Genomic DNA, 12,028 nt, shown 5'->3' on the forward strand with positions numbered 1-12,028 from the left:
GGCACCAGCGGTGCCCATGCGGACATGCCCAATCCGGCGATGAGGAAAACGATGCGTGTCCCAAGGTTGACACGGTGATGCAATTTATTGTGCGGCGCGGCGTCCAGTGCTGTCATAAAGAGTATTTTTCATTAGCGGTTGAAGCGACGAAGTTTAGCATCAAAGCGGGCGTCACACCGCGCATCAGACAATTCGGATGGCAGCGATTAAACGCCAGAAACAGGCATATTACCGATTTTTCACGCGTCGCTGCGCTTTTCCAGAACTTTCCTGGCATGTGCCAACCATAACTGGAGTGACTTAAGTAAAATTTTTTCTGCTGAATGATGCAGTATACTGATGAAAGATTCCGCGCCAGACGCGGCTTACACGTCAATTTTTTGGCGCTGTCGCAAAGCATGCATTTCCGGATTTTCGCCAATAGGCAGCGACCACCTAAAACCGATATGTTAGTCATCCCATCGGCTCCCGATGCGGAATATAGCGAGATCGAGATTATTTCTCCCGAGTGGGAGAGTTTTGCTGTGTCTTATTTTAATCCTTGTTACCTGCTGGTAACCCGTTTTCATCAGGTGAAGCGGACCGTTTATTAACGGCCTGTATGGCGCACCGGTACGCTTAAATCATTAATAAGCTTAATGGCCGCTGCAATAGATTCCCTGTAACGAGGTTACCCATGTCTTTACATCAATCAGAACAACAATTAGCGGCGATTCTGCAATCTGCGGTCAGTCTTTATCCGGTGGCAGACGACGCTTCAACTCTGCACACGCGCAGCGTGGATACCACGCCGCCCGCGCCGCTACGTCCGTATGAACCCATTGCGATGGATGGGGTGATCGCCGCGTGGGAATCCGGCAGGAACATTCACCTGCGTGGTCGCGCCGAATCCGAACCCGGCGCCACCGTGACGCTGAACTTTAACGGTGAAAGCTGGCACAGCACGGTGAATAAATGGGGTTACTGGAATGCCTCAATGCCGCCTTCGGTGCTCAACGGACTAGCCGACGGCGCCTATTCGCTGACGCTAACCATCACCGACAAAGCCGGCAACAGCACCGATACGCAGGTGGGCTTCGGGGTTTACGTGGATAAAACCATCAAGCCCACGCTGACGGTGGATCCAATCAGCGGGGATAACGCGGTTAACGTGGCAGAAGGGATTTACGGCGTAGAAGTACACGGCAGCGTCACGCATATGCCGGCGAACAGCCACATTACGGTGATCTTAGCCGGTCAAAAATATATCGGCGGCGTTAACGACAAAGGCGAATGGACCGCCGCCATTCCCTCACAAGATCTTCAGGCATTACAGGATGGCGTTTATAGCCTGAAAGTCAGCGCCACCGATTCCAACGGCAAAACCACCGCTTATCAGCAGGATGTCACCTTAATTACCCACGTCAGCAGTTTGCCGCACATCAGTTTCGATCAGGTCACTGCAGACAACGTGATCAATAAAGAAGAGAGCCAAAACGATCTCACCTTTAGCGGCGATCTCTCAGTAGTGGTGCCGGGCCAGCAACTGTTGCTGTGCAGCGGTGATGCGGTCTATCACGCTCAGATTGGCAGCGATGGTCACTGGCAGGCAACGATTCCGGCCAGTGACGTGGCGAGTTTCATTTCACTGGGCGAAGTGCGTGTATATGCGCAGGATGGCGCCGGCAACAGCACCGACGCATTGCTGGAACTCAACGTGGTCACCAAACTGCCAGACATCTATTACGAAATTGATATTGGCGGCGATACCACGCTGAGTCAGCAGGAAGCACAGCACGATCTCAGTTTCTATCTCGAAGGCGTAAAGGAGTTGACGCTCAACGGTAAAAACTACACGCCGGTCAATGGCATGGTGACCATCAGCGCCGACGATCTGCAGGCACTGCCGGATGGTGAAGTGTCGCCGCTGGCCACGCGCTGGGATGAGTACGGCAATCACGATACACAGATCATCGAGAACCTGTTCACCGTCGCCACGCATCAGGTGCCGACCGTTACGCTGAATCAGCCGTCAGGCGACAGCGCCCCCGCTCCGCACAGCGATGCGCGCGCCACGGAAAACCACTACAACGCCAGCGATAGCAGCTACACCCTCGCCGATCATCTGCAGCAACATCCGGTTCAGAGCCTGGCGTAATCCGCACACCAGCCGCTAGCGACCTCGGCTAGCGGTTGCCAGCCCACTATCATTTCTCACGGGACAACAGGGATGACTGTACAAGCCTTCAACAGCGACAGCGACAGCGGCATCGCGGCGATGCTGCGCGTGGCGGCACGCTTCGGTAAACCCGCAGACGCCAGCACGCTGCGTCAGCAGATGCGCTGGTTTCAACATCTGGCACCCACGCAACAACTAGAACGTTTAGCCGGGCTGTTAGGCCTGCATTTCATGCTGGTGCCGCATAGCAAACTGCGCTGGCGGCAGGAAATTGTGCCGGTATTGCTGCTGCTGGAAAACGGCAGCGTGGCGTTGATAGAAGAGGTGGATCGCAACGGTGGCGTGCGTTACTGGCTGAGCGAAAGTGGCGATGTGGTGCGCGCAGGTCAGCTGCAGGATTTGTTACTGCAGGCTGACATGCAGGTTGGCGTGATTGGCGTGGCGGCACGGGCGCGCGATGCGCGCATCGACGAGTTTGTGCAGCCGTATCAGCCGCACTGGTTCTGGCATAACTTTCGTGGCATGAAGCGGCGCATCGCGGAGATCTGCCTGGCCTCGCTGGTCGGTAACGTGCTGGCGCTGGCGGGCATTTTGTTTTCCATGCAGGTGTACGATCGGGTGATTCCGGCGCAGTCGCAGCCGACGTTGTGGGTGCTGTTTGCCGGTGTGGTGCTGGCGGCGGCGATCGAGTATCTGATTCGCCTGATGCGCACCCAGGTTTCCGATCTGATGGGCAAACGCATCGACCTGAAAATATCCGCCATGCTGTTCGCGCGGGCGATGACTATCCGCAACGAGGTGCGTCCGCGTTCCACCGGCTCCTTTATTGCCCAACTGCGTGAAATTGATCAGGTACGTGAATTGCTGACTTCCACCACGGTGAATGCCGCCGCCGACCTGCCGTTTGTGCTGCTGTTTCTGCTGATCATGGCGTCGATTGGCGGCTGGCTGGTGCTGATTCCGTTACTGGCGATTCCGCTGATTGTCATTCCCGGTTTGCTGGTGCAGATCCCAATGGCGCGGCTGGCGCAGGAAGGGTTGCGTGAAAGCGCGCTGCGCCAGGCGGTGCTGGTGGAAACCCTTGAAGGTGTCGAAGACATCAAAGCGCTGCAAGCGGAACCCTATTTTCAGCGGCAATGGGAGCAAACGCACGAAGTCAGCGCGGCCATCAGCAATCAGCAACGTTTGTGGGGCGCGCGCCTCACCGGTTGGTCCGCCAGCGTGCAGCAGCTCACCTATGCCGGCATGTTGGTGGTCGGTGTCTATCTGGTGCTCGACAATCAGATCACCACCGGCACGCTAGTGGCGTGCAGCTTGCTCTCGTCACGCACCATCGCGCCGCTGATGCAGCTCACCATGGTGTTCTCGCGCTGGCAGCATGCTAAATCGGCAATGAAAGGGCTGGATGAGCTGCTGAAAAAGCCGCTCGACCAACCCGATCACGCCACGCTGGCGCACTGTCCGGTGCTGACCGGCAGCTATCAACTGCAAAACGTGCATTACCACTACGAAGAGGAGAGCGGAAATAGCGTGCTCAACATTCCGCAGCTGCAGATCACGCCCGGCGAACGTGTGGCGATCCTCGGTAAAGTCGGCGCGGGTAAATCGACGCTGCTGAAGATGCTGGCCGGTCAGGCGCGCGCCAGTCAGGGCAAAGTGCTGGTGGACGGCGTCGATCTCACCTGCATCGATCCGGTCGATCTGCGGCGTCAGCTTGGCTGGCTGTCGCAGGATGCACGGCTGTTTTTCGGCACGCTGCGCCAGAACCTGCTGCTCGGCAATCCGCACGCCAGCGAGCAGGAGATGCTACAGGCGTTGCGCATCAGCGGCGCGCTTGCGCTGGTGCAGCAGGACGCTGCCAGCCTCGATCGCATTATTCATGAAGGCGGACGCGGCTTGTCCGGCGGCCAGCGGCAAATGGTGCTGCTCAGCCGGCTGATTCTGCGCCAGCCGCAGGTGGTTTTGCTGGATGAACCGACGGCGGCGATGGATGAACAGCTGGAAGCGCAGGTGATTCGTCAGCTGGCGCAATGGGTAACCGGGCGCACGCTGGTGCTGGTCACGCATCGTCCCGCGCTGCTATGCATGGTTGATCGCATTATCGTGATGGATAACGGCCGTATTGTGGCTGATGGCGCGCGCGACGAGATTCTGCGTCATGCCGCCAGTAAAAAAGGAGATGCGGCATGAGCGTGGTGCTGTTGGATAAAGATCTGGCGCGGCGTGAACGTCGCACCTCGGCCATCATCTGGCTGTGCGTGGTAGCGCTGCTGCTGTTTCTGCTATGGGCGTACTTTGCGGTGCTGGATGAAGTGACGGTGGGCATCGGCAAAGTCACGCCTTCCAGCCGCGCGCAGATCATTGATAGCCTTGATGGCGGCATCGTCAAACAGCTCAATGTGCACGAAGGCATTATCGTGCAGCGCGGCGAGGTACTGGCAACGCTCGATCCCACGCGCTTTCAAACCAACTTTGGTGAAGCGATTGCGCGGGTGCGCACGCTGCGCGCCTCCTCTGAACGTTTACAGGCCGAGCTCAGCGACACGCCGCTGAAATTCAGTGCCGATATCCTGCAACATCCCGAGCTGGTGGCGCGTGAAACGCAGCTCTATCAGGCACGGCGGCAGAACTTTATCGAGACCATCGGCAATTTGCAGCAATCCCTCGCGCTAGTGCAGGCAGAACTCAACGTGACGGAACCGCTGATGCTGCGCGGCGCGGCGGGCAAGGTGGACGTGATTCGTCTGCGTCGTCAGGTGAGCGATCTGCGCGGCAAAATCGACGAAGCACGCAACGATTATTATGTGCGCGCTCACGAAGAGCAGGTGAAGAACAACGGTGAGCTAGATGCGCAATTGCAGGTGGCGGCGGGCAAACAGGATCTGCTGACGCGCACCACGCTGACTTCGCCGGTGCGCGGCATTGTGAAAGATGTACGCGTCACCACCGTGGGCGGCGTGCTGGAGCCGGGTGGCAAGCTGATGGAGATTGTGCCGCTGGAGGATCAGCTACTGATTGAGACGCGCATCAATCCGCGCGATATCGGCTATATTCGTCCAGGTTTGCCTGCGGTAGTGAAGATCACCGCTTACGACGCTTCCATCTATGGCGATCTGCGCGGTGAAGTCGAAACCGTCTCGCCCGATACGTTGCAGGACGACGTGCGGCACGACGAATTTTACTATCGCGTCTATGTGTGCACGCAAAAAGCCGAGCTGAGCAATAAAAGCGGACGCAAATTCGCCATCATGCCCGGCATGGTGGCGAATGTTGAGATTAAAACCGGTCAGAAAACCGTGATGGATTATTTGCTTAAGCCGCTGAATAAAGCCAGGGAATCACTGCGTGAGCGTTAACAATATGCACCGGCTATTATTGCAGCGATCTTTGTTACGCCCCGAAATTAACATTGCCGATTTAAAGCTATGAATTGAACAAAATGTGCGAAAAGAGACAAATAATGCGCGGCAGTTATTGAGGTTAATTTAACCCGCGTAATTAACTTTACGCAATATAGGGCGATATCTGAATTTCGGGCAAAAAAATGCCGGGCAATCTAGCCCGGCGGGAAATTAGGGTAAATCAAATCATTCGGGGTGAATGAAGGTAATAATGAAATAAATGATGATAGCGGGGATAATTGTATGCTCTGGATAGGTTAGAGTTTTGTCATTCAGTGCGGAATTGTAACTCATGTAATTTTATGTTTTTAAACGATTAAATTATATGTTGTCAAAAAGTGCTATATTTTTTACCTATCTGTGCTGGTTATTAGCTCCCCGATATTTACATCCTGAAATAACTATTTAATAGAATGAAACAGTTTTGGAAATTTAGTAGCATTTTCGTGATAGATTATTGCCCAACATAAAATAACAATGGCTTGCCGGCTGATTTTTTAATCGTTCAGCTCGCAGTGGCAAAAAATAAAGGCACATTAAAAGAGGGTAATAAAATGAAACGTCGCGTTCTCTCCCTGATGATTCCTGCATTGCTGGTTGCAGGATCAGCAAGCGCAGCTGAAATTTACAACAAAGATGGCAACAAATTAGACCTCTACGGCAAAGTGGATGGTCTGCATTATTTCTCTGATAACTCTGGCTCAGACGGTGACCAGTCTTACCTGCGTTTTGGCTTCAAAGGTGAAACTCAGGTGACCGATCAGCTGACCGGTTACGGCCAGTGGGAATACCAGGCTGCCCTGAATACATCAGAGGAACAGGGCACCGCTAACAGCTTTACGCGTGTTGGTTTTGCCGGTCTGAAATTTGGTGATGCAGGTTCATTTGATTACGGCCGTAACTACGGCGTGATGTACGATCTCGGCGCATGGACTGACGTTCTGCCAGAGTTCGGTGGCGATACCTACGGCGCGGACAACTTCCTTTTCCAGCGCAGCAACGGCCTCGCAACCTATCGTAATACCAACTTCTTCGGTTTAGTCGATGGCTGGAACTTCGCGGTCCAGTATCAAGGCAAAAACGATAACCCGACCGAATCCTCTTCTGGCCGTGATGTGCTGGGCGAGAACGGAGACGGCTACGGTCTGAGCACCACTTATGACTTGGGTTCAGGTTTCGGTATCGGTGCAGCGATGTTCCAGTCTGACCGTACCAACAACCAGAACAGCACCACTTCGGGCATTCTGGGCCATGGCGACAAAGCCGAAGCTTACAGCGGTGCGCTGAAGTATGACGCTAACAACGTTTACCTGGCCGCGATGTACAGCCGTTCGTACAACGCCACTCGCTTTGGTTCAAGCGACGGCAGCGCTTACGGTTACGCTAACAAAGCAGATAACTGGGAATTGGTGGCACAGTACCAGTTCGACTTTGGCCTGCGTCCATCTCTGGCGTTCGTCTCTTCTCGCGGGACTGACATCGAGGGTTACGGCAGCCAGAACCTGAAGAAATACATTGATGTAGGCGCAACTTACTACTTCAACAAAAACATGTCGACCTATGTTGATTACCAGATCAACCTGCTGGACGACAACAACTTCACCGACGCAGCCGGTATCAATACCGATGACGTCGTAGCGCTGGGCTTGGTTTACCAGTTCTAAGGGTGATGGAGCGTGACTTGCCGGTCACGCTCCCGTTTTCAGCAGCGCAACCAGCGCGGCACGCAGCACCTCGACCACCTGTTCCGCATCCTCGCCAATCTGTACCTGCACAATCGCGCCCTCAACCAGCAACACAATCTGCGCCGTTTTTACCTGCTGCTTAGGCATCAACTTGTCGCTTATCGCCTGCGCCATCTCACGTTTGTGCTGACGAATAATGTTGCTGGCTTCCGGTAACGTGCTGCCCAGTTCCGCAGCGGTATTGATAAACGCACAGCCGCGATAATCGTCATCCCTGAACCAGCTCAGTAACGCCGCGGGCAAGGCATCGATCAACGCCGCATGCTGATTCAACGCACTGCAAAACGCCAGCATCCAGCGCTGATGGCGCTGCTGTAAAAACGCCAGCACCAACGCATTCTTCGCCGGAAAGTGACGATAGAAAGTCACTTTGGTCACGCCGGCCTCTGCAATTACCTTATCTACGCCGGTGGCACGAATGCCCTGTTGGTAAAACAACTGCTGCGCGCACAGCAAGATACGATCGCGCGCGGATGCGCTGGCATCAAAGATCAGAGGTTCAAGCATAAAAAAATTCCTTGTGTGCATGTAGACAGAATTGTCTACATACGGCAGGATGAATCAAGTAGACAGATCTGTCTACATAATCAGGAGAATTAACATGCTGGTGCCACCGTTCAATCAACAAACCGCGTTACAGAAAGTCCGCATAGCGGAAGATGCCTGGAACAGCTGCGATGCGCAGCGTGTTTCGCTGGTGTACAGCGAAGACACGCGCTGGCGCAATCGCAGTGAGTTCGTTAATGGGCGCGCAGAAGTCGTGACCTTCCTGCAGCGCAAGTGGGTCAAAGAGTTGGATTATCGACTGATCAAAGAGTTATGGGCGTGGCATAAAGATAAGCTGGCGGTGCGCTTTGCCTATGAATGGCATGATGACAGCGGTAACTGGTTTCGCAGCTATGGCAATGAGAACTGGTACTTTGGTGCCGATGGTTTGATGATTCAGCGATTCGCCTGCATCAACGATCTGCCGATCAGCGCAGCTCAGCGTCTGTTCCACTGGCCAGCCGGCACGCGCCCGGACGATCATCCGGGCCTGAGTGAGTTGGGACTGTAAAGATTACTGGATACCGCGCCATTTTTTGGCTTTGGGCGCCGGTTGCGGCGGCGGGTTGGTGATGGCGCTCAGGCTACCTTCCATCGCGACACCCGCCAGCGTGAAGGCGGAGAAGCTAAGCCAGTGCTGCCATTTACTGTTTTGTGTTTTAGTATTTTCCATTCTGCACCTCGCTGAAGTTCAACTCATCTTCAACAATGCAGCATTCATGCCAGCGCACCGCTCTCAGCGCCACGCGCCTTGCAGCGACTTTGCTACACTGCGCCAGCGCTGAAGCGGTGCAGAAGGGTGATTTTCTGGTGCAATAATTTAACGTCGGCGTGCAGGATAGTGCTGAATCAGGCGATGGCGGTAAGTCTGCCAACATTTGAAGCTGCTATAAATAAATAGCGCGGCGGTAATTGCGACAATCATATAAACCATCTGATGCTCCTGTAGGCATAACGTTGCAGGAAGCGCTTATCCTGTGTCAGCGTTTATCGAACATCAAGCAGCTTTAGACTGCTTTACAAGCGAGTTATGCTTTGTAATTGGCTGTAGTAATGCGTTACAGATGAGGAATTGATGCGTTTTCAGAACATTCTGCTAATTAGCCTACTGGCATTAGGACTCAGCGGTTGCGAAAAAAACAGCAGCCAACCCGCGCTGGTGCTGGAAGGCAAAACCATGGGCACCGTGTGGCGCGTCAGCGTCGCCGGCGTTGATCCGCAGCGTAAAGCGGCGTTGCAACAGCTGATCCAGCAACAGCTTGATCGCGATGACGGCGAACTCTCGACGTGGAAAAGCGATTCGGTGCTGTCGCACTTTAATCAGTATCAAGGCAATGCACCGCAGCCGGTAAGCGCTGACATGGCGGACATCGTCACTGAAGCGCTGCGAGTCGGGCATAAAACATCGGGTGCGATGGATATTACCGTCGGCCCGCTGGTTAATCTGTGGGGTTTTGGCCCGACGAAGCAGCCAGCGCACACGCCCAGCGAGGCGGAAATCGCAGCTGCTAAAGCGCTGACCGGTTTGCAGCATCTGCGCGTCATTCAGGGCGTTGACGGCCAATGGCTGCAGAAAGATTTGCCTGGCTTGTATGTCGATCTCTCCACCATGGGCGAAGGTTATGCCACCGATCATCTGGCGCGCCTGATGGAGCAGCAAGGCATCACCAATTATCTGGTTTCGGTGGGTGGCGCGGTATTGAGCCGTGGCGCTAATGCCAATCAGCAGCCGTGGCGCGTGGCGATCCAGAAACCCACCGATCGCGAAAACGCGGTGGAAGCGCGCGTTGATCTGCAAGGGCATGGCATCAGCACTTCCGGCAGCTATCGCAACTATTATGAACTGGACGGCAAACGCATTTCGCACGTCATCGATCCCACCACGGGAAGGCCGATTGAGCACAAGCTGGTTTCAGCGACGGTGATTGCTACCACTGCGCTGGAGGCGGATGGCTGGGATACCGGTTTGATGGTGCTCGGCAGCGAACGCGCTAAAGCGTTGGCGTTAAAAGAGCATCTGGCGGTTTATTTGATCAGCAAGCAGGGCGACGGCTTTACTCACTGGATGTCGCCGCAGTTTAAAACCTTCCTCATCGATCAGGCATCTCAATAAAGGAGGCGCACATGCTGGATTTATTTAGTGACGAAGCGCCGTGGCAGGAACCGCTGGCGGATGGCGCGGTGATTCTGCGACGTCGTGCCCGCGATCAGGCTGATGCGCTGCTGGGGGCGATTCACGACATCGCTGCAAAAAATCCCTTTGCCCATCGCATCACGCCCGGCGGCCATCGCATGTCGGTGGCGATGACCAACTGCGGCGATTTTGGCTGGTCCACAGATTCACGCGGCTATCAATATACCGAGCAGGACAGTAACAGCGGACACCATTGGCCGCCTATGCCCGCGCTGTTCCGCGAACTGGCGCAGCACACCGCACGCGAAGCGGGTTTTGCCGGTTTCAATCCTGATGCCTGCCTGATTAACCGCTACGAACCCGGCGCAAAACTGACGCTGCATCAGGATAAAGATGAGAAGGATCTGCGCCAGCCGATTGTGTCGGTTTCATTAGGATTGCCTGCAGTGTTCCAGTTCGGTGGTTTCGAACGCGGCGATGCCACCCAGCGTGTGCTGCTGGAACATGGCGATATTGTGGTTTGGGGCGGCCCATCGCGCCTGCGTTATCACGGCATTTTGCCGCTCAAACCCGGCATTCATCCGCAGGCGGGCGCGTTTCGCTACAACCTCACTTTCCGCCGGGCTCTTTAGGCACTTTCTGCGTTTATATGCAGGTGCGCATGAATGCGCACCCTACGAAACCCCGCCATATATCCGTAGGGTCGCCATTCATGGCGATTGATTCATTCAGGCAACTATGAGATGAGAATTATTCTTGCTATCAGCCAAGGCGACATTAAACTGCAGGCTGCTTTATTTACCGCTGGAACCCTTTGATGGCATTGCTGCAAGTCGTTTTTCGCCAGTACCGCTGGCCTTTTATTGGCGTCATTCTTCTCACGTTGTTAAGCGCCGTGCTAGGTATTGGCCTGATTGCCTATATCAATAATGAGCTGATCGTCGCGGTGAATACTTCGATTTCAGTGCTGCCGAGTTTCCTTGGCCAGCTGTTCCTGTTGATGGCAGTGACGCTCGGCTCCCAGCTGGCGTTGACCATGCTGGGCCACCACTTTGTCTGGCGGCTGCGCGGCGAATTCATTAAGCGGATTCTTGATACGCGCGTGGAGCGCATCGAGCAGATCGGCAATGCCCAACTGCTGGCCGGCCTGACCAGCGATGTGCGCGCCATCACCATCGCCTTCGTGCGTTTACCCGAGCTGATTCAGGGCATCATTATTACGCTCGGTTCGGCGCTTTATCTTGCCTGGCTCTCGCCCAAAATGCTGCTGATTACCTGCCTGTGGCTGGTGGTAACGCTGGTTGGCGGCTGGTTGCTGGTGTCACGGGTTTATCAGCACATGGCAAAGCTGCGTGAAACCGAAGATGATCTGTATCGCGATTTCCAGACCATTATTGAAGGACGTAAAGAGCTGCAGCTCAACCGCGAACGTGCGCAGCTGATTTACGACAGCGTTTATCAGGAAAATGCCAAAACCTATCGCCACCATATTGTGCGCGCCGATACCTTCCATCTCAGCGCGGTAAACTGGTCGAATATCATGATGTTGGGCGCGATTGGCATCGTGTTCTTTATGGCGAACGGATTGGGCTGGGCTAACACGGCGGTGGCGGCAACCTATTCGCTGACGCTGCTGTTCCTGCGCACGCCGCTGCTGGCGGCGGTGGGTGCTTTGCCGACGCTGCTTAGTGCACAGGTTGCCTTCCGCAAACTCAACACCTTCGAACTGGCGCCGTATGAAGAAACCTTCAAGGCGCTGCCAAATGTCAGCGAATGGCAAACGCTGGAGCTGCGCGATGTCTGCTTCCACTATGGCGAGCACGGATTCCAGGTTGGGCCGATCAATCTGACGCTGCGTCGCGGCGAACTGGTGTTCCTGATTGGCGGCAACGGCAGCGGAAAATCGACGCTGGCAATGCTGCTCACTGGCCTTTATCAACCGCAATCGGGCAGTTTACTGTTGGATGGCAAGGTGGTTGACTGGCAAAACCTCGACGCCTATCGCAAACATTTCTCAGCGGTGTTTACCGACGTGCATCTGTTT

Annotated in this window: 11 protein-coding genes and 1 pseudogene; 8 read left to right on the forward strand and 4 right to left on the reverse strand. The window is 54.9% G+C overall.

Features of this window, described 5'->3' with window-relative positions; translation table 11 throughout:
• Both RTM06_RS08585 and RTM06_RS08590 read right to left on the reverse strand, forming a co-directional pair.
• Positions 1-116, reverse strand: a pseudogene (locus RTM06_RS08585) (MFS transporter); the annotation flags it as partial.
• A complete protein-coding gene (locus RTM06_RS08590) occupies positions 113-457 on the reverse strand; it encodes a hypothetical protein (protein ID WP_256696957.1) in 345 nt (114 codons plus the stop codon). The pseudogene RTM06_RS08585 and the gene RTM06_RS08590, both read right to left, overlap by 4 nt.
• Before the next feature lie 219 nt (positions 458-676).
• On the opposite strand from RTM06_RS08590, the gene RTM06_RS08595 reads away from it, so the two are divergent.
• From RTM06_RS08595 to ompC, 4 genes are all read left to right on the forward strand, one after another.
• Positions 677-2,137, forward strand: a complete 1,461-nt coding sequence (locus RTM06_RS08595) for an Ig-like domain-containing protein (protein ID WP_312181422.1) — start codon at positions 677-679, stop codon at positions 2,135-2,137.
• A gap of 72 nt (positions 2,138-2,209) precedes the next feature.
• Positions 2,210-4,348, forward strand: a complete 2,139-nt coding sequence (locus tag RTM06_RS08600; RefSeq protein ID WP_312181424.1) for a type I secretion system permease/ATPase — start codon at positions 2,210-2,212, stop codon at positions 4,346-4,348.
• Entirely contained in the window at positions 4,345-5,514 is a 1,170-nt protein-coding gene (locus tag RTM06_RS08605; RefSeq protein WP_312181426.1) for an HlyD family efflux transporter periplasmic adaptor subunit, read from the forward strand. Before RTM06_RS08600 ends, RTM06_RS08605 begins: the two co-directional genes overlap by 4 nt.
• A 599-nt stretch (positions 5,515-6,113) precedes the next feature.
• Complete coding sequence (gene ompC, locus RTM06_RS08610) at positions 6,114-7,223, forward strand: porin OmpC (protein WP_312181428.1); 1,110 nt, start codon at positions 6,114-6,116, stop codon at positions 7,221-7,223.
• A 24-nt stretch (positions 7,224-7,247) separates the two neighbouring features.
• Here ompC and RTM06_RS08615 read toward each other — a convergent pair whose 3' ends face one another.
• Positions 7,248-7,811, reverse strand: coding sequence for a TetR/AcrR family transcriptional regulator (locus RTM06_RS08615; RefSeq protein WP_312181430.1), 564 nt, complete (start codon positions 7,809-7,811; stop codon positions 7,248-7,250).
• 94 nt (positions 7,812-7,905) lie between these two features.
• Between RTM06_RS08615 and RTM06_RS08620 the strand changes: the two genes are divergently transcribed.
• Positions 7,906-8,361, forward strand: a complete 456-nt coding sequence (locus tag RTM06_RS08620; RefSeq protein ID WP_312181432.1) for a nuclear transport factor 2 family protein — start codon at positions 7,906-7,908, stop codon at positions 8,359-8,361.
• A gap of 3 nt (positions 8,362-8,364) precedes the next feature.
• Here RTM06_RS08620 and RTM06_RS08625 read toward each other — a convergent pair whose 3' ends face one another.
• Entirely contained in the window at positions 8,365-8,523 is a 159-nt protein-coding gene (locus RTM06_RS08625; protein ID WP_312181434.1) for a hypothetical protein, read from the reverse strand.
• 402 nt (positions 8,524-8,925) lie between these two features.
• Between RTM06_RS08625 and apbE the strand changes: the two genes are divergently transcribed.
• From apbE to RTM06_RS08640, 3 genes are all read left to right on the forward strand, one after another.
• Complete coding sequence (apbE, locus tag RTM06_RS08630) at positions 8,926-9,963, forward strand: FAD:protein FMN transferase ApbE (protein WP_312181436.1); 1,038 nt, start codon at positions 8,926-8,928, stop codon at positions 9,961-9,963.
• 11 nt (positions 9,964-9,974) lie between these two features.
• Positions 9,975-10,616, forward strand: coding sequence for a DNA oxidative demethylase AlkB (gene alkB, locus RTM06_RS08635; protein ID WP_312181438.1), 642 nt, complete (start codon positions 9,975-9,977; stop codon positions 10,614-10,616).
• Positions 10,617-10,801: 185 nt separating this feature from the next.
• Positions 10,802-12,028: multidrug ABC transporter permease/ATP-binding protein (locus RTM06_RS08640; protein ID WP_312181440.1), on the forward strand; the 1,227-nt coding region annotated here is incomplete at its 3' end.

This window comes from Pantoea sp. CTOTU46764, assembly GCF_031974595.1.
Classification (GTDB): Bacteria; Pseudomonadota; Gammaproteobacteria; order Enterobacterales; family Enterobacteriaceae; genus Pantoea; species Pantoea trifolii.

Coding starts and splice junctions, on each gene's coding strand:
- RTM06_RS08590 (WP_256696957.1), bottom strand. CDS start 457: ATGACTAACATATCGGTTTTAGGTGGTCGCTGCCTATTGGCGAAAATC.
- RTM06_RS08595 (WP_312181422.1), top strand. CDS start 677: ATGTCTTTACATCAATCAGAACAACAATTAGCGGCGATTCTGCAATCT.
- RTM06_RS08600 (WP_312181424.1), top strand. CDS start 2,210: ATGACTGTACAAGCCTTCAACAGCGACAGCGACAGCGGCATCGCGGCG.
- RTM06_RS08605 (WP_312181426.1), top strand. CDS start 4,345: ATGAGCGTGGTGCTGTTGGATAAAGATCTGGCGCGGCGTGAACGTCGC.
- ompC (WP_312181428.1), top strand. CDS start 6,114: ATGAAACGTCGCGTTCTCTCCCTGATGATTCCTGCATTGCTGGTTGCA.
- RTM06_RS08615 (WP_312181430.1), bottom strand. CDS start 7,811: ATGCTTGAACCTCTGATCTTTGATGCCAGCGCATCCGCGCGCGATCGT.
- RTM06_RS08620 (WP_312181432.1), top strand. CDS start 7,906: ATGCTGGTGCCACCGTTCAATCAACAAACCGCGTTACAGAAAGTCCGC.
- RTM06_RS08625 (WP_312181434.1), bottom strand. CDS start 8,523: ATGGAAAATACTAAAACACAAAACAGTAAATGGCAGCACTGGCTTAGC.
- apbE (WP_312181436.1), top strand. CDS start 8,926: ATGCGTTTTCAGAACATTCTGCTAATTAGCCTACTGGCATTAGGACTC.
- alkB (WP_312181438.1), top strand. CDS start 9,975: ATGCTGGATTTATTTAGTGACGAAGCGCCGTGGCAGGAACCGCTGGCG.